The organism is Flavobacterium sp. Sd200 (genome assembly GCF_009826935.1).
Lineage (GTDB): Bacteria > Bacteroidota > Bacteroidia > Flavobacteriales > Flavobacteriaceae > Flavobacterium.
Genome location: NZ_WUMN01000003.1, coordinates 243,974 through 269,792, shown reverse-complemented (window position 1 = coordinate 269,792; position 25,819 = coordinate 243,974). Strand labels below are relative to the sequence as shown.

General features: G+C 41.7%; 10 protein-coding genes. 7 read left to right on the top strand and 3 right to left on the bottom strand.

Going from position 1 to position 25,819, the window contains the following annotated elements; all coding sequences use genetic code 11:
• Positions 1-188: 188 nt before the first annotated feature.
• Both rimO and GR160_RS10410 read left to right on the top strand, forming a co-directional pair.
• On the top strand, positions 189-1,517 hold the full coding sequence (gene rimO, locus GR160_RS10415; protein WP_160749808.1) for a 30S ribosomal protein S12 methylthiotransferase RimO: 1,329 nt from the start codon (positions 189-191) through the stop codon (positions 1,515-1,517).
• A gap of 68 nt (positions 1,518-1,585) precedes the next feature.
• Positions 1,586-1,987 (top strand): hypothetical protein, encoded by a 402-nt coding sequence (locus GR160_RS10410; protein ID WP_160749807.1) that lies wholly within the window; start codon positions 1,586-1,588, stop codon positions 1,985-1,987.
• 88 nt (positions 1,988-2,075) lie between these two features.
• Here GR160_RS10410 and GR160_RS10405 read toward each other — a convergent pair whose 3' ends face one another.
• Complete coding sequence (locus GR160_RS10405) at positions 2,076-4,355, bottom strand: radical SAM protein (RefSeq protein WP_160749806.1); 2,280 nt, start codon at positions 4,353-4,355, stop codon at positions 2,076-2,078.
• A 188-nt stretch (positions 4,356-4,543) separates the two neighbouring features.
• Here GR160_RS10405 and GR160_RS10400 point away from each other — a divergent pair, with 188 nt between their 5' ends.
• The 5 genes from GR160_RS10400 to GR160_RS10385 all read left to right on the top strand — a co-directional run bounded on the left by GR160_RS10400 (position 4,544) and on the right by GR160_RS10385 (position 7,951).
• Entirely contained in the window at positions 4,544-4,984 is a 441-nt protein-coding gene (locus GR160_RS10400) for a hypothetical protein (protein ID WP_202390762.1), read from the top strand.
• A 2-nt stretch (positions 4,985-4,986) separates the two neighbouring features.
• Complete coding sequence (locus tag GR160_RS19315; protein WP_202390761.1) at positions 4,987-5,148, top strand: hypothetical protein; 162 nt, start codon at positions 4,987-4,989, stop codon at positions 5,146-5,148.
• Positions 5,149-5,227: 79 nt separating this feature from the next.
• On the top strand, positions 5,228-6,817 hold the full coding sequence (gene bshC, locus GR160_RS10395) for a bacillithiol biosynthesis cysteine-adding enzyme BshC (protein ID WP_160749805.1): 1,590 nt from the start codon (positions 5,228-5,230) through the stop codon (positions 6,815-6,817).
• A gap of 96 nt (positions 6,818-6,913) precedes the next feature.
• On the top strand, positions 6,914-7,333 hold the full coding sequence (locus GR160_RS10390; protein WP_160749804.1) for a nucleoside-diphosphate kinase: 420 nt from the start codon (positions 6,914-6,916) through the stop codon (positions 7,331-7,333).
• A gap of 141 nt (positions 7,334-7,474) precedes the next feature.
• Positions 7,475-7,951 (top strand): VOC family protein, encoded by a 477-nt coding sequence (locus GR160_RS10385; protein WP_160749803.1) that lies wholly within the window; start codon positions 7,475-7,477, stop codon positions 7,949-7,951.
• 85 nt (positions 7,952-8,036) lie between these two features.
• Here GR160_RS10385 and GR160_RS10380 read toward each other — a convergent pair whose 3' ends face one another.
• Together GR160_RS10380 and GR160_RS10375 are read right to left on the bottom strand one after the other, a co-directional pair.
• Complete coding sequence (locus GR160_RS10380; RefSeq protein WP_160749802.1) at positions 8,037-16,061, bottom strand: GEVED domain-containing protein; 8,025 nt, start codon at positions 16,059-16,061, stop codon at positions 8,037-8,039.
• 513 nt (positions 16,062-16,574) lie between these two features.
• On the bottom strand, positions 16,575-25,610 hold the full coding sequence (locus GR160_RS10375; RefSeq protein WP_237421206.1) for a GEVED domain-containing protein: 9,036 nt from the start codon (positions 25,608-25,610) through the stop codon (positions 16,575-16,577).
• Between the last annotated feature and the right edge of the window lie 209 nt (positions 25,611-25,819).

Below are 25,819 nucleotides of genomic sequence, written 5' to 3'. Positions count from 1 at the left end.
ATCTTGCTATTTTTAGTGAAAAGCCATCCGGAACGCAAACCGGGTGGCTTTTTTATTTAAGATTGATGATGGCAGATTCAAGATTGATTCTATAAAATCTATCATCTCAGTACTAACCACAAATTTTAACTGCATTATCTGCTTCGCTGTCAATAAAATGCTTAATTTTGCACTCCAATTTTAAGTACATGAGAACCAAATCGTTAAAGAAGAATAAAATCAATGTAATCACGCTGGGCTGTTCTAAGAACGTTTACGACAGCGAAGTGCTTATGGGTCAGCTGCGTGCCAGCGGCAAAGATGTTGCCCACGAAGCTCCCGCCCATGAGGAAGGTAACATTATTGTTATCAATACCTGCGGATTTATTGACAATGCCAAGGAAGAGTCGGTTAACATGATACTTAATTATGTAGACAAAAAAGAGCAGGGCCTTGTAGACAAGGTTTTTGTTACCGGATGCCTTAGTGAGCGCTACAAACCGGACCTACAGAAGGAGATACCAAATGTAGACCAGTATTTTGGCACTACCGAACTGCCCGGCCTTCTTAAAGCCCTTGGTGCCGATTACAGGCACGAGCTGCTTGGTGAACGCCTTACCACTACCCCAAAAAATTATGCTTATTTAAAAATTGCCGAGGGTTGCGACCGACCTTGCAGTTTTTGTGCCATTCCGCTAATGCGCGGAAAACACGTGAGCCAGCCTATAGAAAAGCTGGTTAAAGAAGCCGAAGGACTTGCTAAAAACGGTGTTAAAGAGCTTATTCTTATTGCTCAGGACCTAACTTATTATGGACTTGACCTGTACAAAAAACGTAACCTTGCAGAGCTTTTGGAAAATCTTGTTAAGGTGGAGGGTATAGAATGGATAAGACTTCACTATGCATTTCCAACAGGGTTTCCTATGGATGTGCTGGAACTGATGAGGCGCGAACCTAAAATTTGTAACTACCTTGATATTCCGCTACAGCATATATCTGATAAAATATTAAAATCGATGCGTCGTGGCACAACACAGGAAAAAACCACTAAACTTTTAAAAGAGTTTCGTGAGGCTGTGCCGGGTATGACCATACGCACCACACTTATTACCGGTTACCCTGGTGAGACGGAAGAGGATTTCCAGATCATGAAAGACTGGGTACAGGAAATGCGCTTTGAGCGTTTGGGCTGCTTTACTTACAGCCACGAAGAGAACACGCATGCCTACCTGCTTGAAGATGATGTTCCTGCCGATGTAAAACAACAGCGTGCCAACGAAATTATGGAGATACAGGGCCAGATATCCTGGGAACTGAACCAAGAAAAAATAGGCAAAACTTTCCGTTGTATCATAGACCGCAAAGAAGGTGCCCATTTTGTAGGCCGTACAGAATTTGATAGCCCCGATGTTGATAACGAAGTACTTATAGATGCAACTGTTGCCTATTTAAAAACAGGCGAGTTTGTAGATATTATTATTACCGATGCTACCGAGTTCGACCTCTATGGGGTTCCGGCAACAGTGGCTGCGAACTAAAAATTTTAAAAGCTAAGGCACGACGCTTTAGCTTTTTTTATTAAGTTTGATAATTAATACTTTGCTTTATGAAACTAAAAACACATTATGCATTTTTACTGCTCTCATTATTTTTATCTACAGCCGCATTTGCCCAATATGGCCGCGGATGGGATACTACAGGAGGCAGCGACCGTTATAGCAGCCGCCAACGTGGCAAAGGAGAGCAAAAAGATTTTGTAGAGCAAACCGTAGAATATTTTACTAAAGAACTTAAGCTGGACGATTTTCAAAAAGCAGCGGTGCGCACTATTATAGAAGAACAACGCGACCCTATAAATGAGTTAATGGCTGCTAAAGACATTACCAACGACGAACGCCGTGACCGCGGAAAAATCATAAACGATCGTATAGAAGAGAAAATGAAACCTATACTTTCACCCGATCAACTCAAGAAATTTACAGAAATACAGGGAAAAAGAAAGTTTTAAATTTCTTTTTTAAGAGATTGCAAGACACAAATTTCACTGATGAACACGAGTTATAATTTGTGTAAATCCGTGAAATTTGTGTCTTTTTTTAAAGCACAAACAGTCCAAATTCACGCAATGTGTTAATAGGTTTGCTGTACCAAAGCAATTCAAAATCATCCAGCCCTGCATCTTCATAACTTTGCTTTAGCTGTGCAAAACCAAGAGCTTTATTAGTTACATCTGCCTTTTGTAAAATATCAGCAAGCCATATCCCCTGCCCTTTTTCTAACTGTATGGTAAAACTTTCCCTTTTATCATGAAAGGTCAGCTGGGCGTTTTCAAAGTTTCTGCCTTTTTTAGTTTTTACAACAAAATCTGTATAGGGCTTGCCCCCTGTCCATACTATTTTAGCGGTAGGTTTTATAGTAAAATTATCGTCTTCCTGTAAAACATTATATATAAAATCAGGCTCAACTTTAGTTTTAGGAACCTTGAACTCAAACCAGTCCTGCAATGGATAGTCAAAACAAATGCCGTGCATAAAATTGAACAGTGATTTTTTGAGCCCAAAACTAAACTTATCATGGTTGGCACCGCTTTTATCTACGTGCACAATATCGTTGTTGGCAAAACTGCCAATAGCATCAGTCTCCTTTAAAACACCAAACTGCTCCGGATACATACCTACTGGGCTGTGCGCTGTCATGGCAAACTGATGCCAAAAACCGCTTTGTAATATGCCCACTTCAAACATTTGACGCACCATTTCCAGACTGTCTATAGTTTCCTGTGCGGTTTGCGTTGGGAAGCCATACATTAGGTAGGCATGCACCATAATACCAGCTTCGGTAAAATTTCGGGTAACGCGGGCAACCTGTGCTACAGTTACCCCTTTCTGAATAAGGTCTAAAAGCCTGTCGCTCGCTACCTCTAAACCACCCGAAACCGCTATACAACCCGATAATTTAAGGAGTCGGCAAAGGTCGGCACTAAAGCTCTTTTCAAAGCGAATGTTTGTCCACCATGTAACCGCAAGGTTGCGTCGTAAAATTTCGAGGGCAACTTCGCGCATTAGTGCAGGCGGAGCAGCCTCATCTACAAAATGAAAACCATTTTGCCCTGTTTGCGCAATAAGCTCTTCCATACGGTCTACCAGCAGGCGGGCGGCCACAGGTTCATACACCTTAATGTAATCAAGCGAAATATCGCAAAACGTACACTTGCCCCAGTAGCAGCCATGCGCCATGGTGAGCTTGTTCCAACGCCCATCGCTCCACATGCGGTGCATCGGGTTTACAATTTCTATAACCGATATATAGCTATCTAATAACAGATCGCTGTAATCGGGCGTACCTACGTCTGCCTGTTTATAATCGCGGCAACCGGAGTTGTCTATATATTTAATGGCTCCATCTACCAATGCAAAGGTGCGCTTTAACTGGTTTACATCGCGCATACCGTCAATATGCTCAATAAGGCATTCCAGCGGGGCCTCTCCATCATCGAGTGTAATAAAATCAAAGAAGTCCATTACACGGGCATCGGTTAGCGAGCGTAGTTCAGTATTAGGAAAACCGCCTCCCATAGCCGTTTTTACACCCGGAAAATGCTTTTTAATATACTGCGCACTCCGGAATGCCGCATATAAATTGCCCGGAAACGGCACCGAAAAGCATGCCAGTTGCGGGTTAACCTCTTCCATCCTCTCATACAATAACCCTATCAAAATCTCATCAATATAAGTAAAGGGTTGTTGCAACATTCCATAGAGCTCGTCGAATGAGTTGGCACTCCTGCCCAAACGTTCGGCGTAGCGGCTAAAGCCAAAATGCGGATCTATACACTCTACTATAAGGTCCGATATATCTTCAAGATAGAGCGTGGCAAGGTGCTTTGCTTTGTCCTGAACCCCCATGGTTCCAAAAGCCCAGTCGAGTTCTTCAAGTTGTGCAAAGCGTGAAGCTTCTGGTAAAAAATTCTCGCTGCAAATAAGATGGCTCAGTGTGGGATTTTTGCCCTGCAGGAACAGGATTACGGCATCTATGGTTTTAAGATACTCATTTTTAAGGGCGAGGATGCGCTGGGAATTGGTTGAAAGAGCCTCACCCCCGGCCCCTCTCCAAAGGAGAGGGGGGATAGCTTCACTCGGATCGTCAAAGCTGGCTGTTAAGTGTTGGTTATTGATTGTTAGGTTACTTTCAATGCGGTTAAACAGGTTGGTTAGACCCTGTTTGGAGAATAGCTTGAGTATTACCTCGATGCCCAGGTCGGCCTGAACAGAAGTGATGCCTTTTGTATTAAGAAAACCCTTTATATATGCCGTAGCCGGATAGGGCGTGTTAAGCTGTGTAAAGGGAGGTGTTATTATAAATACTTTGGCACTCAAAACTATGGGGATTTAAGGGTGCAAAAATACGGGATATTTTTTAAATATGGGATGAGGGGATTTTGGGTATATCCCCATTAACAACACGTTAAATACAGACTGGTACTATCAACGGCTTTTTTGCTTAATTTTACAAAAATTAAATTACAATGCCATCAGACTGTATTTCAAACCAATAAACCTGAGTCTTGAATTTATCAAAATATCAATTAAAAGCAGAAAATTCATTAATTTTATTTGAGTTTACAAGTGAAGGAGTAAAAGGAAAAATTCCTAAACTGATTAAATTTAGTGAAACTCATTTAAAAGATTTTTATAACCTTGGTTTTGGGGATAAGGATATTGCCACAGGAGACATAGACGATTTGGCTATATCTAACAACGGAGACAGCGAAAAAGTGTTAGCTACTGTTGTTTCGGCTGTATATGCTTTTACTGATAGATACCGTGATGCTTGGGTATATGCTGTTGGCAGTACACCGGTAAGAACGAGATTATACAGAATGGGTATAACAAAATACTATGAGGAAGCTATTATACATTTCGATATTTACGGATTGCTAAACAACACATGGGTTGTTTTTGAAAAAGGTATAGAATTTGATGCTTTTCTAATAAAACGAAAATAATTATGAAAACTATAGACGAACTTAATGAAAGGCAAACCCCGATTGTAACTATAGACAATAGTTTGAAAGCCTTTAAAAACAAGCCTCTTTTTCAGGCAAAAGTTGATAAAGCTAACGAAACGCTTAAAAACGTTGGCCTGCCAAAACTTAAAAAAGTGCTTTAGTCAGGCATTAACAACACGTTAAATGCTTACAGATACTATCAACGGCTTTTTTGCTTAATTTTACAAAAATTAAATTACAATGCCATCAGACTGTATCAGCTATCAGAGTTCAGGATATTTCACCCCGCTTATTACCGATTACCTAAACCAGCACGATAGCCTGAAGCCGCTGTACCACCGCTTTCCTACCCTGCAAAATTTTAAATTGCAGCTTGAGGAAAAACAGCAAAACTACAGTACTGAAAATCGCAGCATACTTACAAAAGCATTGCAGGAACAGTATAAAGGCATTGAAGTATCGGCTGCCACGCAGGCCAATATCGACCTTTTAAAGTCTGAAAAAACGTTTACCATTACTACTGGCCACCAACTTAACCTATTTACAGGCCCATTGTATTTTTTATATAAAATAGTTTCGGCTATTAATCTGGCTAAAGAGCTTAAACAGGAATATCCGGATCATGATTTTGTACCGGTGTACTGGATGGCTACCGAAGATCATGATTTTGAAGAGATAAACTACTTTAATTTTAAGGATAAAAAAATTAAATGGACGCGCGAAAGCAGTGGGCCTGTAGGACGACTGTCTACCAATGGTCTTGAGGCCGTGGCAAATGTATTTTGTAAAGAGCTTGGTCCTGGCACTAACGCCAAATGGCTTAAAGAACTGTTTGAACAAGCCTATATTAAACATGATAATTTAACCGAAGCCACCCGCTACCTTGCCAACGAATTATTTAAAGACAAAGGATTGGTAATTGTAGATGGCGATAACCGTGAACTTAAAAAATTGTTTATTCCTTATGTAAAAGAAGAGTTGCTTAGTCAAACCTCCCATCAAAAAGTGGCTGAGACTTCCGAGTTTTTAAAGAACTACAACATACAGGTTAATCCGCGCGAAATAAACCTTTTTTATATAGAGCATAATCTTAGGGAGCGCATTATTCTTGAAGAGGGTAAATATTACGTTAACAACACCGAGCTTGTTTTTACTGAAATTGAATTGCTTACTGAATTAGAAAATAATCCTGAAAAATTTAGCCCGAACGTTATTATGCGTCCGCTATACCAGGAGGTTATTTTACCCAACCTATGCTATATTGGCGGTGGTGGCGAACTGGCCTATTGGCTGGAACTCAAATCGTTCTTTGAAGCATCAAGAGTAACTTTCCCCATACTCCTACTCAGGAATTCGGTAGTATTGGCAACACAAAAACAGGCTGAAAAGCTTGACAGACTACATCTTAGCTGGACCGATGTTTTTGAAAAACAACAAAACTTAGTAAACAGAAAAGTACAGGAATTCTCGGCTTTTCAACTCGATCTTATAGAACAAAAAGAGGCCTTAAAGCTGCAATTCGAAAAGTTAGAACAAATAGCTGCACAAACCGATGCTTCTTTTATCGGGGCAGTAAAAGCACAGCAAACCAAACAGCTAAAAGGACTCGAAAACCTTGAAAAAAAGTTACTCCGCTCAGAAAAACGCAGCCACTCAGAAAAACTGGAGCGTATTACACAGTTGCAGGATGAGCTTTTTCCGGGCAGGTCGTTACAGGAACGCAAGGCTAATTTCTCTCAATTTTATCTTGACCACGATGGCAAATTAATGGATGAGCTTTACAGGCAACTTAAACCTTTGGCACAGGAGTTTAACTGTATCGTTTTGTAGCGCTTTATCTATTTTAAAAAAATCCCGGAAAGAAACTCCCTAAATTTTAACAATTAATACAAAACCCGTATTTTTGCCGTAAAATCTTAAAACACTATGGCTACAAACAGAACTTTTACTATGATCAAGCCGGATGCCGTTAGAAACGGGCACATTGGCGGTATATTATCTATGATTACCGAAGCAGGCTACAAAATAGTTTCTTTAAAATTAACCCAGCTTACCGTTGCCGATGCTCAGGCTTTTTATGCCGTGCATAGCGAAAGGCCATTTTACAACGGCCTTGTAGAATTTATGTCGGGTGGGTCTATTGTGGCTGCTATTCTTGAAAAAGAAAATGCCGTAGAAGATTTCCGTAAACTTATTGGTGCTACCAATCCGGCTGATGCTGCCGAGGGTACTATCCGTAAAAAATATGCAACATCTGTAGGCGAGAACGCCGTTCATGGTTCTGACAGCGATGAAAATGCAGCAATAGAAAGTGCTTTCCACTTTGCAGGCAGAGAGCAGTTTTAATCCTGTTTATATACATTATATTGAGAAGCAGTCGTAACCCGGCTGCTTTTTTTATGGCCTGTACTCCCCTTTTTATTGTCGGTTTTGCACAGCGTTATTTATAGTTTGTTTCAGTAATTTTAATTATCAAACAATACAGCTATGCAAAAAATAACACCCTGCCTTTGGTTTAGCGGACGCATAAACGAGGCACTCGATCTGTACACACGTGTATTTAGAAACTCTAAAGTTAAAGTTATTTCTTATTACCCTAAAGAAAGCCCTATTTTGCCGGGCGAAATACTGACGGCTGTTTTTGAAATAGAAAATCAGGAATTTATGCTGCTCAATGGCACACCTGAGTTTCCGTTTACACAGGCTGTATCTTTTACAGTAAATTGCGAAACAAAGGAGGAGATAGATCACTATTGGAACAGTCTTACTGCCAATGGTGGAAAAGAAATACAATGTGGCTGGCTTGAAGACCCTTTTGGCCTATCGTGGCAGATAACACCCATTATTCTTGATAAATACATTACGGATAGCAACCCCAAAAAGGCTCTAAATGTTTTTGAAGCCATGTCTAAAATGATAAAACTTGATATCGCCCAAATAGAAGAAGCTTATAATAAAGAGTAGAATTAATTATACGAGATAAAAACAAAATCCCCACGCGCTGCGTGGGGATTTAAGTTTTGGATGCTTGTTTAAAGCAACCGGGGGATTAGAAAATTATGCGTTTGCTGACTTTTCCTTTTACAGTGTCAACCTCTACAATAAGTACCTGCTGTTCTACCTGTAGGCCACTTACAACTGTCTCTGTTGCATTGATGCCTGATTTGGTGAATAGCTGACGGCCGCGTATGTCGTAGATCGTTACGCTGTTCATTGAAGCAGTGCCTGTGTTGATGGCTATGCCATTGCCTTGCTTGAATACCATAACACTGTTGGCATTTAAGGTATGGTCGTCGTCTCCCAATGATGGGCTGGCTGCATACACCACCTCAAACCTGCCGTTAAACGTACCGGCCTCGCTGGTAAAGGTGTAAGCCTCTTCAAGGCTGGTTACCGTACCCAGAAGGTTGTCTTTAAGGTAGATCTCCTGGCCTTCGTCAAACAGGCCGTCTTTGCGGTCTATGGCAATGCTGTACTGGCCTGATGCCAAGGCTGTAAAGCCCATAGGAACAACATCGGTTGCTGCAAATGCACTCCTTGCCTGTATGCTAAGGTTCGTAGCTTCAGCTACAGAGTATAAGGCTACCCTGCCGCCATCGTTCAGCATCTTACCGTCATAGCCATAGTCTAAGCCCATAGTGGTGTTTTCGCTGTAGGCAACAAGTGCCTGGCTAAAGCCTCCCTGGGTATCGGTAAGGTTCAACCAGTAGCGTGACATGACAGGGGCTCCGGTCCTGAAGAATGACTGCTGACCATTGGTTGGCGCTGCCCTCCTCATGCTGTTTGTAAAGGTAATATGCGTGGCTGTTGGCGCTGATTTGGTTTGAACAAAGAAGCCCTGACCCTGTGATATGATCCAGCCTAAGTTATAATCCTGACCACTGTTAGGATAGAAGCCTGACTGTCCCTGTCCTCCTGTACCGTCTGCCGACTGGCTTTGGTTGGCTGTAAAGCCTGTAAGGTTCAATGAGGCATAAGACGAGGTAGCCGAGTTGTTCTTCTTCCTCCAGAAGTACAGCGAAGAGGTAGCGTCTATAACACCACTGTTACCACTAAAGAAGTCTACAACGCTTATTGGCGATGGATAAGGATTACCTACTGCGGTGTAGCGGTCGCCTGCCGTAGAGGCAAGGATGCTTACATTACCGTTGTTCGGTGTACCCACAAAACTTCCAATATAGCTGTATGAGGTGCTGCCTGCATTGTAACCCGGAACCGAAAGGTTGCCGTTTGGCATACGGATAAGGTAGCCCTTAGCCGCTGTAAAGGTGGTGGTTGAGGGAACGATCAGATATTGCTCCACTCCTGCATCAATACCATACTCATAGAAACGGCCTACCGTGGTTTGTGGTGAGAACTCTCCAAGGGTTTGTGTGCCACTTACCGGTGATGACCACAAAGTATAGTCTAACCTGAATAATGGGTTGCTGTTTTTGATTACAGTAACATTACCTGTATTGCTATTCGTAGTAGCTGCTGTGCTTTGTAAAAGAGCAGCGTTGTTTTGAACAGTCAATGTACCATTGGTAGTTAGCGCATTACTTACACTTAAAGTAGCTCCAGTACTTACAGTAAGTGAGGCACCTGTATTAACTGTAAGACTGTTTACAGCTACGGTTGTACCTGCTGCAATTACAGGGGCGTTTGTAGCACTGGCAATAATTACATCATTTGCCACTCCCGGCACAATGCCCTCGCACCAGTTGCCCGGCACAGTCCATACAGAACTCACAGTACCTGTCCAGCTAAAGCAGCTGGCTTCTTTTACAGTTACATCATCAATAACATTTGAGCGTCCATAATTATTAATACCCTCAAAAGCAATTTGATATGTCGCAGATGGATTAGGTAAAAGTATATTTTGAACATGGGTCCATGAAGCAATACTTTCAGTATAATGAGCAAGTTCTACCCATGGTGCCGAAAGGCTGGTCCTGTAATATACTTTAAGTTCATTTTGGTCGCCTGACCAATCCTGCTGAGCATACCAAAAATCAAGTATTGGGTTGGTCACAGCCGAAAGGTTTAGCATTGGTGTAATCAGTTTTGTTATAGGAGACTCTGTTCCAGACTGGCTCACAAACCTTGCATTAGTCGTACCGCCGTGTGCAGCTGTTACAGTTCCGCCTCCGGCTCCTGTAGCATACGTCCAGCTTGCAGTTCCATCTACCTGAACCTGAGACCAACATGACCTTGAAGTACTTGCTGTTTCAAAAGTTTCAGTAAAAGGGAATGTCGCTAAAGCATCACATGGTGTTGTAAACGTAGCCGGTCCTGCCCAAGCAGATTTATCGGTACCGCCACAATCAGACCTTACCCATACATAATAAGTAGTACTAGGGCTTAGACTACTAACATTTGCAGTCAATACTCCTGCTCCTACACTGCCGTTTATAGTTGCTCCGGCCGAAGGTGTGGCATTAGTCGTACTATAATAATACTCATAACCTGTTGGCGTTCCTGTTGCAGGTGCTACCCAGTTTACAGTTGCCGTTGTTACAGAAGTAACCGATGCTGTAACTGATGTAGGAACATTACAGGTAGGTGCTTCTGTTACATTTATTGTGTAATCTTCAAACACACCATAGGTACCTGAATAACAAGGAGTATCTGGCCCTGAATCAAGGTCTGTGCCACCAATCCTTATACGGTGGTATCCTAAAGAAGCTGTCAGAGGAATTGTAAACGACCCTGTTAAAGTTGTAGGGTTTGCAGCTGTAGAAAGTCCTGTATATACAAGTTCTCCTGCATCTGTAAAATCAAGATCGTTATTCCAGTCAATCCATATTTTTGTACCATATGTAAATCCTGTTGCGTAGGTAATACTGAAGTTAACAGAGGTACTTCTGGCAGTATCTGTAATCTGGCTGCTGTAATTACCATAATAGCCAGGTTCAGATCCGGTAGTATTATTAATAGTACCCATTGTTACATTCGTTATACCTAAACCATCTACAGACTGAGGTGATGGTATACAATATCCCTGATAAAATGATATTGTAGTCCAATCACTGTAATTTGTTCCGCAATTTGTTCTTACGTGCAAATAATAGTAAGCGTTGATCGTTAAACTTTCCGCTGTTGCAGTGGTAGCTGTAGTCTCAGTACCTGATGCCGGAGGAGTTATCGAATTCGTTACAGCATATTCATAACCAACTGGAGTAGTTCCTGCTGTAGGCGCTGTCCAACTGAAGGCAGCCGCAGTAAAAGAAGTAGGCGTTGCTGTAGCCCCTGTTGGTATGTAACATGACGGAGGTGTAACCACATTAACAGTGTAATCTTCGGTTTGACCTTCATAATACAAACTACATGCTGTTCCGGCAGTATCTTCAAATGCATCACCGGAGCGAACCCTCATTTTATAACTGCCAAGTGCTGTACCTGCCGGCACGGTTATAGTCCCGGTAAAGGTAGTTGCACCAAAGCCATAGCCATTATGTGTTGCAACTTTTTCACCCGGGTCATCAAAATCAAAATCGTTATTCCAATCAACCCAGATGGCTGCCACAGTATAAGCAGGTACAACAATACTATAATTAAATGTATTACCTGCAGACTGGCTAACTGCCATAGTAGGATAATTTATATAAAGCGTTGTATCTGTACCTGTGTTATTAGCAATGTTAGCATAACCATTTGTAGTAGAGAAATCTGAAATGTAAACTGTTCCTATATACTCAGCAGCCGGAAAACAGTATGGCACAGAGAAATAAGCTCCTGTCCATGGGCTGTAATTGCCAGTGCTACAAACCGAGCGCACATATACCTCCAGATAAGTATTTGATGGCAGGCCTGTAAGGCTTAATGAAGTTCCGGTAACGATTCCACTTGCTACAAGACCTGTTGCACCACTACCAACAGCGCCTGATGAACGCACTTCATATTCATATGAAGTTGGTGCACTTGCAGATGCTGTCCAGTTTACTGTAGCTGCAGTGGTAGATGTAGCTGCAACAGTTATTGAAGTAGGTATAAGACAAGGAACTTTTACCAATAAAGAAAAATCTCCTCTTGCTCCGGTTGTAGTAGAAAAAGCTCTTAAATAATAAACCGTATTGGCAGTTAATGTAATATTCGCAGCAACACCTGTATTACTACATCCTATCTGAGTTAGGGTTCCGGCACATGTACCTGAATAAACCGCATAGCCTACAGTTGCTGTAGTTGTTGCTGTAGCTGATACTTCTAAAACAGTATTAGAACCGGAATTAAAAGTATACCATGTATCATAATAAGAAGCAAACTGGCTTGGTCCACATGTTGGATAAGATTGTGAACTTGCAGAAGCACAAGTATTATTTGTAGCTAAAGCAGTACCAACCGTTAAAGTTGTTGCGTTAGCACACTCATCGTTAGTTGCCACTGGTGTACAAAGAGCTGAACATGTAATATTTAATGTAAAACTACCGGTAGCAGTCATAAAACTTCTTACCATAATATAGTAAGTAGTAGTTCCATCTGAATTAAATATAACTTCAGATTGTATAGAGTTTGCCCCACATGCTGTGCTATCATCATTACCAGCAATATAAGTAAGGTTACCAGGGGTTCCTGTGGCTATTAAAATTGCAGTATCAAAAGATGAGCCACATAAACTTGCAGTAATTTGCTGTGGAGTACCAGTACCAGTATATGTGTACCAAACGTTAGGGCTTGCAGTATTATTAACTCCAAATACCGCAGGGTTTGGTTGGTCATTAGTAGCATTTGCTGTAGAACCTGTATACGTTTGCCCACAACTAACAGCAATGGCATCAGCAATAGCGTCATTAAGATAAGTAGTAGTAAACGCTCTTTGTGTCCATGTACTGTATGTATCACTTCCACAATCAGAACGAACATATAGGGTATAAGCTGTACTCGATGAAAGACTTGTAAAAGTATGCGATGTTCCTGTTTCTGTACCTGTAGTAACAAGGCCTGTAGCGCCGCTTCCCGCTGCACCTGATGTCCTTAGCTCATAAACATATCCGCCAGACGGAGGAGTTGTTGGAGCTGTCCAGCCAATAGTGGCAGTCGTAGACGTTACTGTAGACGTTAAAGCAGTAGGCACCGCACATAAAGCAGGAGTTGTAAACGCCCTGTTTGTCCATGCACTGTAATCTCCGCCACCACAACTGCTCCTTACGTGAAGGTAATATGAGGTTGAAGGTGAAACAGAAATTCCGGTTACAGAAGTTGCACTTGTAAATGTTCCTGATGCAGGAGCAGTTGCAGATGTTGTTACGGCATACTCATAGCCCGCTGGTATAACTCCTGCAGCAGGAGGTGTCCAGCTTACATCTACAGTTGTAGCATATGCTGTGGTTGTAAGAGCTGTAGGCGCTACACATGAAGCTGTGGTTGTTATTGTAGCCTGAGCCCATGAGCTGTAATCACCTGTACCACAAACTGATCTTACATATGCTGTGTAAGTTGTTTGAGGAGTTAATCCGCTAACATTGAATGTAGATGATGCCGTACCAGATGCCACTAAACCTGTAGCACCACTACCAGCTGCTCCGCTACTGCGAACTTCATACTCATACCCTCCAGACGGTGCACTTGTAGATGCCGTCCAGGAAACTGTAGCAAAATTGTGAGATGGTGCTACCGTTAAACCTGTAGGAGCAAAACACGGTGCTTTTACTAACAAGGTAAAATTACCCCTGTTAGCAGCTGAGTTAGAAATAGCCCTAACATAGTATGTAGTATTTGCTGTTACAGTAACAATAGATGATGTGCCTGTAAGCGTACAGGCAACTGATGTTAATGAACCACATGTACCTGAATATAAAGCATAACCTACAACTACAGGAGATAACGTTGTTGTAGATATTTCTAAAGAAGTATTAGAACCTGAATTAAAAGTATACCAGGTATCATAATATGTTCCAAACTGATTGCCACAAGTAGGATATGTATTGGCACTTGGTGTTGAACATGTATTATTTGTGTTCAACGCAGTCCCTACTGTAAGAGCGCTTGCAGTAGCACACTCATCGTTACCGGTAGCCGGTGTACATGGTGCTACACAATTTACATTTAGGATAAAGTTAATAGGATTGGTTCCCGGACTAAATGTAAATGAATAAACCAATACATAATAAGTGGTTCCTGATGTTGTACTTACCAATACTTCTGATGATAATGTGTTACCACTACAGCTATTATTATCATCATTCCCTGCTACGCACGTCAATGCACCGCATGTGCCTGTATATACAGCAATTCTGGAGTCTCCGGAAGTAGTAGAACAAGTAGTAAATGTTACATCACTACCGTCACTTACATATTTATACCACACTCCGGGAGTATTTTGTAAGGTCACACCTGAAATACCACAAACTGTCATATTTTCGTTTGTAGCCCCGACTGTTGTACCTGATGTAGAGCTACCACAAGTAACCGCAATAGCATCAGTACATGCATCATTGGCAAGTAACGTAGTTGCACTAACAGATACCCATGAGCTGTAATCACCGCTACCGCAATCAGACCTTAAATAAACAAAATAATTGGTTGAACCCGAAAGACTTGTGAATGTGTGTGTAGTACCGGTTTCAGTACCGCTGGTAATAAGGCCTGTTGCCCCACTTCCTGCAGCTCCTGATGTTCTTATTTCGTATTGGTAACCACCACTTGGAGTACTGGTGGAGGCCGTCCAGGAAGCTGTTACACTACTGCTTGTAGCAGTAGCCGTTACACCTGTAGGGGCTGTACAGCTTGGTGGTAATGTAACATTTAGAGTATAGTCTTCAAAAGCACCATATGTACCTGTATAACAAGGTGTATCAGGACCAGAATCAGTATCTGTTCCTCCTATCCTCAGTCGGTGGTTGCCCAACGCAGCAGTTAACGGCACAGTAAAACTGGCAGCTAACGTAGTAGGATTTGCATCTGTAGAAAGACCTGTATATACAAGTTCTCCTGAGTCTGTAAAATCAAAATCATCATTCCAGTCTACCCAAATTTTTGTTCCATAGGTATAACCAGTCCTGTAAGTAATATTTACTGATTGTGTGACACCCTGACCAACAGAAACTATCATACTCGAATAATTACCATAATTACCCGTTTCTGCTCCTGTAGTATTATTTATAGTGCCCATAGTAACATTCGTTATCCCTGTTCCATCTACAGATATAGGTGCAGGCGTACAATAGCCTACATAGAATGAATAAGTAGTCCAGGCACTATACCCATTTGTAGCACAATTAGAACGCACATGAAGATAATTTGTATTCGCAACCACAGCAACCCCACTTACTGATGTACTTGTAGTAGAAGTACCGCTTGCCGGTGGTGTAGATGATGTGGTTACCGCGTATTCGTAGCCACTTGTTGCAGAAGCTACTGTGTTCCAGCTAACATTAGCAGTAGTAGCCGAAGTAAGTGTCGCTGCAAGCCCAGTAGGTGCAACGCAGGCCGGAGTTACATTAAGGCTGAAATCATCTACTGATAAGTACCAGGGGTTACCATTAGCCGTACAACGTATTGCTAAATAATAATTTCCGGTAGTGCCTACTGTAAAAGCACCCGTTAGAGTTGCATAATTTGCGTTTACAATATCCGCAGCAACAGATGCAATTGTGTTGGTCTGTGTGCCTGCTGCTGCGGTAGTACCATAAGTTAAAGCCAATGGTCCAAAGCCCGTTAATCCGTCCGCCTTATACAAACAACTCGCCGTATATGAAGTACCTGTTGAAAGAGCAAAAGGTCCAACAAAATAATATCTGGTACTGTTATCATACCTGAACGCAATAAATCTTGTGTCGCCATTGCCACTCCTGTTATAAGTAGCCTGATTAGCAATGTAAGTAGGTTGATTAGCAGTAGTTCCGGATCTTGTCCACGCCCCTCCTGCAACCGTAGGAAGGCCATTAGCTGCCGCAATCGTTGAGAAATTCTCCGTGTAAGGCAAGCCTATTTGAGACCAGGACGCCATGCTTGTTAATAACATCAATGCCGTCCACAGCACCGAATGCCTTTTCATAAATGTAACACACCAGTTGGGAATGGTTGTGCTACTGCTCCCCCTCGGCAGCGATTGCTCGCTCATAACTCGCGGGAACAAGTTGTAGTTTTTTTCCATTGTATAAATATTTTAAAATATCTCTAAATTTAACATTATTAATAATGATTTAACATTCACCTCAAATAATTATTAAATAATTTACGAAATCGATTTCGTTATTTTGCTATTTGATTTCTACCTTATGAGTTAACACGATAAATTAACATATTTGTATTTTTTAGTGAAATTTAATTATAAAAAAACCTGTTATAATTATGAAAACACAGAAAGTAATTAACTAAAAATTACATAAATACAGACTAAAAGCAAAAATAACCGACAAAAAAGCACCATATGATAGATGAACCTAGTAGTGAAAATCATTAACAAAAATTATTTTACCTTAAGAATTTGAATTTAACTTTTTACGTTTTAAAAATTAAAATACAACTATTAACACAATTAAAATTTTTAACACTTTTAAAACAAAAACACCAAAAGCATTAACACAACAAATTACTATAAAAACAAAATCCCCACGCGCTGCGTGGGGATTTAAGTTTTGGATGCTTGTTTAAAGCAACCGGGGGATTAGAAAATTATGCGTTTGCTGACTTTTCCTTTTACAGTGTCAACCTCTACAATAAGCACCTGCTGTTCTACCTGCAGGCCGCTTACAATTGTCTCTGTTGCATTGATGCCTGACCTTGTGAATAGCTGACGGCCGCGTATGTCGTAGATCGTTACGCTGTTCATTGCAGCTGAGCCTGTGTTGATGGCTATGCCATTGCCTTGCTTGAATACCATAACACTGTTGGCATTTAAGATATGGTCGTCGTCTCCCAATGATGGGCTGGCTGCATACACCACCTCAAACCTGCCGTTAAACGTACCGGCCTCGCTGGTAAAGGTGTAAGCCTCTTCAAGGCTGGTCACCGTGCCCAGAAGGTTGTCTTTTAGGTAGATTTCCTGACCCTCGTCAAACAGCCCGTCTTTGCGGTCTATGGCAATGCTGTACTGCCCTGCTGCCAAGGCTGTAAAGCCCATAGGAACAACATCGCTCACTACAAATGCACTCCTTGCCTGTATGCTAAGGTTGGTAGCTTCAGCTACAGAGTATAAAGCTACCCTGCCGCCATCGTTCAGTATCTTACCGTCATAACCATAGTCTAAGCCCATAGTGGTGTTTTCGCTGTAGGCAACAAGTGCCTGGCTAAAGCCTCCCTGGGTATCGGTAAGGTTCAACCAGTAGCGTGACATGACAGGGGCTCCGGTCCTGAAGAATGACTGCTGACCATTGGTTGGCGCTGCCCTCCTCATGCTGTTTGTAAAGGTAATATGCGTGGCTGTTGGCGCTGATTTGGTTTGAACAAAGAAGCCCTGACCCTGTGATATGATCCAGCCTAAGTTATAATCCTGACCACTGTTAGGATAGAAGCCTGACTGTCCCTGTCCTCCTGTACCGTCTACCGACTGGCTTTGGTTGGCAGTAAAGCCTGTAAGGTTCAATGAGGCATAAGACGAGGTAGCCGAGTTGTTCTTCTTCCTCCAGAAGTACAGCGAAGAGGTAGCATCTATAACACCACTGTTGCCGTTAAAGAAGTCTACAACGCTTATTGGCGATGGGTAAGGGTTACCTACTGCGGTGTAGCGGTCGCCTGCCGTAGAGGCAAGGATGCTTACATTACCGTTGTTCGGTGTACCCACAAAGCTTCCTATGTAGCTGTATGAGCCACTGCCTGCATTATAACCCGGAACCGAAAGGTTGCCGTTCGGCATACGGATAAGGTAGCCCTTAGCCGATGTAAAGGTAGTGGTTGGAGGAACGATTAGATATTGCTCCACTCCTGCATCTATACCATACTCATAGAAACGGCCTACCGTGGTTTGTGGTGAGAACTCTCCAAGGGTTTGGGTGCCGCTTACAGGTGATGACCACAAAGTATAGTCTAACCTGAATAATGCATTACTGTTTTTTATAACGGTAACATTACCTGTATTGCTATTCGTAGTAGCTGCTGTGCTTTGTAAAAGAGCAGCGTTATTCAATACAGCTAAAATACCGTTATTGGTCACCTTGTTTTCTACACTAAGTGTAGCGCCAGTATTAACCGTAACGGTAGCACCTGAGGCAACAGTAAGGTTCTTTGTAAGTGCTGTTCCTGTAGAAACAGTCACGCTTTTTCCTGTTGGGATGCTTACACAATCTGCAGAGGTAGGAACACCTGTCGGGAACCAGTTAGCAGGAGTTGTCCAACTTGTATTAGCACCTACATAACGCTTAACATAGTTTTCTACAGTAGCTGTGGCAGTTTTAGTACATCCGTTAGAATTTGTAGCGGTAGCTGTGTAAAGCTGAGATCCACTTGGAGCAGCATAAACCGTTGTTGCATTAGTACCTGTATAAGGCGTATTAAGCGCAGCATCTGTATAAAGTCCTGTAAAAGGAGACCATGTAACAGGTAAATTCTGACTTCCCATTACCTGAACATTATCAAGTCCAATATTTGTACTTCCATAATCAGAAGTACCCTCAAACTTAAGTTTTACAGAAGTAAATCCTGCACCTGTAAAGGACGCTAAATCAATTGTAATCTGAGTCCAACTGGTATATACTCCATATGAAGTAGTATTTAACTGAGTATAAGCCCCCGTTCCATTTTTGGCATATACTTTCAATACATCTGTACCATCACCGTTAAATATATAAAACTTTAATTGTGCAGATGTATATCCACTAAGATCAATGGCTGGTGATTCCATACCACCCGAAGCACCTGCGCTTATTAGATAAGTATAGAAATAAACTGCATAACCTGTACCGCCATATCCTGCTGGTGCAGAAGGCCACGTATTACCTCCTGAAGTAGTATTTGAACTTATGAAGGCATTATATGTGCCTACCATCTCAGTAGTCCAACCTGTAGGCAATGTTGTAGTATTAAAGTTTTGTGTTAGTATCTCAACATCATTTACAACATTTCCATTTGCTGAAAGCTGCATATACTCAAGACTACAACTATCTGCTCCTGTTGGGGTGGTCGCAGATGTTATTGTAATAGCATTTGGAGCAGATAGAGCTGTTACAGCAACAGTAACAATTTTAGCACATCCAGACACTGTATTGGTAGCAGTTAGAGTATAAGTCGTAGTAGCTGACGGAGCAAATGTCCACCCCGACGTATTGTTACCAGACACACCCACAGATGGCGACCATACATATGAATCATAATCTGAACTTCCGCTTGCAATAGTTACCGTAGAAGAAGCAGAACCCGAACATGCACTGATAGCTGAAGCACTTAAAGCAAATGCAGGAGCAGCCGTAACAGTAGCAGCAACTGCTACACGAGGTGTAGATGTACAGCTTGCTATACTTGCTGATACATAATAAGTAGTTGTAGCAGATAAAACCGGAGTGGTAAAATTCTCACCGGTAAATAGTGCCGTGCCTCCTGTAGATGCAGCATACCAGTTTAATGTGGTTCCCGCAGATCCTGTAGCAGACAACGTTACCGTACCATCTCCACATCTTGTAGCCGGGGTAGTAGCAGTAACCTGCGGTGTGTTAACAGTAACAGTAACAGGAGCTGTTTGAGAGTAAAGACCTGTTTCTGTACAAGTAACTCTTAAAACATACGTTTCTGTAGCCGTTAATGTTGGCGTAGTGTATGTTGCATTTGTAGCACCCGATATAGCTCCTGCTGAATTATACCACTGAAGCTGTATTCCTGCGAAACCTGTTGTAAAGCCTGAAGCCGTAAGTACAGATGTTCCCGAATTACAAATTGTAGAAACCGATGCACTAACAGTACCCGCAACAGGTGTTCCTGTACAAGCAGGTTGTGCAGTTACTGTTATAGTATAATCTTCTGCTTCACCGTTGTAAGCAGTATAACAAGGATTAGACGGTGCAGTATTATTGAAATGCGCCAATATTCTCATGCGGTGATTGCCTACAGACGCAGTTAGAGGTACAATAAAGCTATTTGTTACAGAACTTACATATCCTGATGTAACGAACATCTGCTCTCCTGAATCTGCAAAATCAAGGTCATTATTCCAGTCTACCCACACTGAGAAACCAAAAGTTCCACCTGTAAATGAAGATGTGAAATTAACGGTTCCTCCCTGTTGCTGGGTTACTGCCTGTGATCGGTTATCAGCATAACCGCCTGCAGTATAACCAGAAGCATTGTTTGTAATATTACTGGTTCCGCCAGTTGTGGCAAAATTGTTAATATAATAAGACGTAGAAGATGACGAAGAAATACAGTATCCTGTATTGAAACTTCCGCCACTTACCCATATTCCAGGTGTTCCGTCTTCACACACAGCACGTACCCACCAATAATGCACGGTTTCTGCCGATAAACTTGTAAGGTTTGCAGTCAATACTCCGGCAGCTGTACTACCCGCTATTGTTACTGCAGTATTATTAGGATTTAAAGCACTATTTGTTGTATAGTAATATTCATATCCGTTAGGTGCAGCAGGAGATGAAGCTCCCCATGTTATTGTAGCACCCGATAATGTAATTGCAGATGATGCAAAAGTACCTGCTGGTTCAAGCAAACAAGAAGGTATAGGCTCATAAACAACACTATCAACGTAAACACCTCTGTAAGTACCCCCTAAACCATGACGGAAACCAAAATAATCATTTGTTCCGGCAGGAATATTAAAGGAATATCTTGTGTGAGTAGTTGTTAATGTGATCGTTTGCAGAAGAGTAAATGTAGCTGCATTTGTTTTGTCGCTCAAAGTACCAAATTGTAATGCATAGCCATTAGTACTTGATCTTGCATAAAAAGTTACCCTATATGTGCCATTACCAAGATCTACAGTTTGCGGAGACACCAATATATAATTACCTGCATTATCATCATTATTATATATATAGAAATTGTTTGGTGCAGAGTTAGGTGTTGTGGCAGATGTGTAACCATAGCCTGTACCGCCGTCTATAAAACTCCAACAATCAGGCAGGCTTGGATTTGTTGTACCACCAACAGCAACACTGTCAAAATTTTGTGTAAATCCTGTTGTAAAAGTATTACACTCTGTTTTAAATGTATAAGCAGCAGTCCAAGCACTGTAATCAGATCCTCCACAGAATGAACGCACATATACAGTGTAGCTTGTATTAGAAACTAAACCTGTTGTAACGTTTACTGTAGCAGCAGTTGGGTTACCGCTTGCCGCAAGGCCGGTAGCACCACTTCCTGCAACACCAGATGAACGCACTTCATACTCGTATGAAACCGGCGTTACCTGTGTAGGAGCAGTCCAGCTTAAAGTAACAGAGTTTGTTGTCACCGCCGAAGCAGTTACTGCTGTAGGAGGGTAACATGTTGGAGTTACAATAACCGAAATATCATCTACATACAGCCAAGCTCTATCTGCTATAGAATAGACATTGAAACCAAAATAGAATACACCCGTAGAAGGAGCTGTAAATATAACCTGATTAGATAATGCCGCACCTCCGGTAAGCACACCGGCATGAGTAGCAAGTACAGTTGTCATTGCTGTATTTACTGCAGTTGTACCATATGCAACTCTTAAGTTTTCTGCATAGGTAGTTGCTGCACTGGTACCATATTTATATGAAATTGTATAAGAAGTACCACCTGTTAAACTAATGCCATTTGTATAAAACCATGCGTTTGCAGCATTAGTAGAATGATATGCATAGGTAAGATTTTTACTTGTAAATCCTGTTGTTGCAGGGCTTGATGTTGTCCAGTTATTACCAGACCCCGCATTTTGCATAGAGGTACATGATGGTATAGCAGGTGTAGTTACCGACTCAAAATCCTCAAGATAAGGCAGCGGAGATGGGTTACATGTTGTTGTAAATGTTGTTGCTACTGTCCATGCGCTATTTTCAGAACCACAATTACTGCGAATATAGAGGCTATATGCTGTACTTGGAGCTAAACCTGTAGCTGTAGCAGAAGTTGTTGCCGATGTACCAGATGTTGTCAATCCAGTAACACCACTACCTGCCGCACCAGATGTCCTTATTTCATATTCATAACCGTTACTCGGTGCAACACCGGGTGCTGTCCATGATAAGGCCGCGGTAATATTAGAAGGCGTAACCAGTACGCTAGATGGCAAATCACAAGCAGGAGCAGGAGCTATACTAAAATTATCAAAACCTAAATAATAGTCTCCACTTGTCCAATTTCCTGTAATACGGATTTTGACAACTTGGCCAGCATAAGATGCTAAAGGATATCCTTTAGTCTGCCAACCACCGTTTGTATTATTCGGTACGGTTTCAAGAGTTACCCATGTAGTACCATAATCAGTCGAAACTTGAACTACAAAATTACCTGTTCCTGTTCCAGGGGCAGCAAAAGGTGTACTATAATTTGCATGCTTATAGTCAAAAGTAAGTTTGTCATTAGCACCAAGAGGACCAACGTTTATGGTAGAGAAGTTTGCTGTAGTTAAACCGTAATAAAATCCATCCCAATCTTCTTCCCAGTAGAAATTTGCATAAATAGAGTTACCTGTAGTATTACCTATAGCAGTACTTGTACTGTTTACTATCCAGTCCGTTGTAGATCGTGTCCAGCCTGTTGGCAAGGTAGTCGCAGCAGCAAATGGTTCTGTCCATACTACAGGAGTTAAGTTTTGTGTAGTAAAAGATGATGAAGCTGCCCAGGTACTAAAGGTATCTCCACAGTTACCCCTTACATAAACTGTATAGGCAGTAGCCGGGGCTAACCCTGTTACAGATGCCGTTGTAATACCCGCACCTGTATTTCCACTTACAGCAAGGCCTGTTGCACCACTACCTGCAGCCCCAGATGACCTTACTTCGTACTGATAACCTGCCGATGGAGCCGTTGACGGCGCCGTCCATGCAGCAGTGAAAGTTGTAGCACCAACCGCAGATGATGTTACACCAGTAGGCTGAAAACATGAAGGCGGAGCCACAACATTTAGCGTGTAATCCTCAAACTCACCATTTGCAGCAGGTCCGCAGGAAGAAGTAATTGCACCAGACCAACTATTAGCCACCCTTACCCTGTAAGTACCTACAGCTGTACCGGCTGGTATTGTATATGAACCTGAGTATGATGCCGAATATCCTGTTGTTCCTACAATAGCCTCACCAGAATCAGCAAAATCAAGGTCATTATTCCAATCTATCCATATATAATATAAATTTGTTCCAACAGATGGTGTAATAGAGAAATTTACAACACCTGTAGCATATTGTGAGAAAGACAGCGCAGAATAGTTTCCGTAGCCTCCTGTACTTGCTGTGGTTGTATTGTTTATATTCGTACTACCACCTGTAGTCGTAAAATTAGTTATATAATATGTAGTACCACCAGTTGGTAAGCAATAACCCGTATAAAATGTCGAACCTGTCCAAACTGATTTATTTACGTTATCGCAGTTTGACCTTACCCAAAAATAATAGGTTGTATTAGCAGCTAAACTACCAATATTAGCGCTTAATACTCCTGCGCCAACACTACCTGAAGGAGTTGTCGATGCTGTTGGAGCAGTATTAGTATCACTATAATAATATTCATAGCCATTGGCTGGCGCAGAAGTAGATGCTCCCCAGTTTATAGTTGCTGTTGTACTGGTTATAGCACTTGTAGTTAAAGCCGTAGCAGGCTCACAGTTAGGTATAGCCTCTACTACAAAATTATCTACATAGAAATTATAATCCGGCGCATCATCAACAGTACCGTCTGAAGCATAAACAGCAAACACAGTATTGGCACTGTTATATGACGTTAAATTATAAAGATACTGATTAGAGGTATTAGATATAGTACTGTTAGGAGATGTCCAGGTTTGTAAACTTGTCCATGTAGCTCCTCCATCTGTAGAGATAAGAAACTGTACAACATCATCAGTTGTAGTTGTTGCAGGAGCTGCTGTTCCTGTATATGCAGTAACACCATAATCAAACTTAACCCTGTAAGGTCCACCCGACGATAAATTTAGCGGTATTGACCTTAGCCAACTTGCTCTGTTATTTGTATATAAATTTATTCTTGCTGCTCCGGTTTCAGTATTGTTAAGAAAACCATCTGCTACCCAGTTAGCAGTCGTTGCAGTAGGTCCCGTAGCCGGAGTACCGCCCGATAATGCCGCAGTCCAACAAGTGCCGGGAAATGTACTGAAATTGTTCGTATATGACGGAACAACCGCTGGACAGGCTGTAACGAAAGTTCCTACACTACTATAATATGTACCTCCTGCATTAGTAGCGAAAGTTCTGTAATAGTAGGTTGTACTACCTTGAAGACCCGAAATTGAAGCAGTAAAAGTGCCACCTGCAGCACCGCCAAAGCCTGTTCCGGCTACCGGAGTACCCGCGCCTCCTGTAAAAGTAGCTGTACTGTATTCCAAACCGTAAGCAGTAACATTACTACAACCTAAAGCACTTATAGTAGCATTAATAGCAGCACTTGTAGAAGTTACCATTGCAGTACCCAATGTAGAGGTAGCCTGAGTATTTACTCCCGCCCCGGTAACAGCTATATTGGTTGTACCCGTAGTACCGCCGCCTGTAACAGGAATATTACCACTGTAAGACTGTACAGCAGTTGGAGTAAGCTTAACATATACTGTTTGAGAAAGACTTCCTGAAACAGGAGACAATGTTAACGTAGAAGTGTAACTGCCGCCAGAAGTTGTAGAATAAGTATAGCCAGCTAACGCACCTACAGTAACATCGCCGGTAAGGTTACCTCCTGCAAGAGTAAAGTTCCTGTCTGCAGAAGTCGTATTTATACAATTATTTCCAAAAGCCGAACTTATTGCACCAGGAGTTAAATAAGGCGTTGTAGGAGGTTCCCATGTATATGTTTGCCCCGAAGCCGGAAATGAAGTCGTAGACCATGTCATTGTAGAACTGTTTGCAGTTCCAGCAGTCGTTGAAGCCCAGTTTGTAGTAGTAGTCCTGTTACTGTAATTAGTTGTTACAGCCCCTACTATACCTACTTGTCCTGTATATGTTGTAGCCCTTGCAGAGGTACCATATATAATTTGAGCAACATTGGTAGTTTCGTATAATTTAACCTGAACATCAACAGTATTAGTTGAGCTGTTATATTGAGGCCTATATCCGGGATATTGAATTGTAAGCACCCTGTTTGGAGCAGTTCCAGAAAGCTGGTATGTTACAGGATCAGTAGCTCCGGTAATAGCATCTCTCGAAAAGAAAGCTATTGCAGGCCCATTATCTGAACTACTTATAGGGGTGGTAGTAAAACTACTTGCTACCGTTCCCCCTAACCTTATCCATCCATTAGAACTTGCAGAAAATTGGGTATAATCAACTCCGCTTAGTTTAAATGTAAAACCAATATTGGTTACCGGTGAAGCACCGGAATCAACCCCGGTTGCTATTAGTGTAGTTCCACCTGTTATTGCATTATACGCTCCACTACTTTGTGTAAAAGTATATTGGGAAAGATTTTGCGCCATGGCAGGCAACATACCTATAATAAATAATAATGCTGTTAACAGCATAGACCGATTTGCAATTACAGACTTCTCCCCGGGAAGATGCAAGCTGTAATTACCCTTTGTTCGCCATGGCCGCAAGCCACTTAAGAACAGCGTGTAATTGTGTCCCATAATTTTTCTTTTCGTTTTGAACAAACAAAAATAAATATTTAACAACTACTTAACACATTGTTAAATTAATTTGAAAAATTATCTTACGAAAACGTTTTAGTTGATGCATTATAATCAAAAAAGCAATTGTTAAAACCTTAAATTTTATATAATTATCAAAATATTTAACAAAAATAAAAAAAACTATTTAGGGTTAATTCAATTTACAC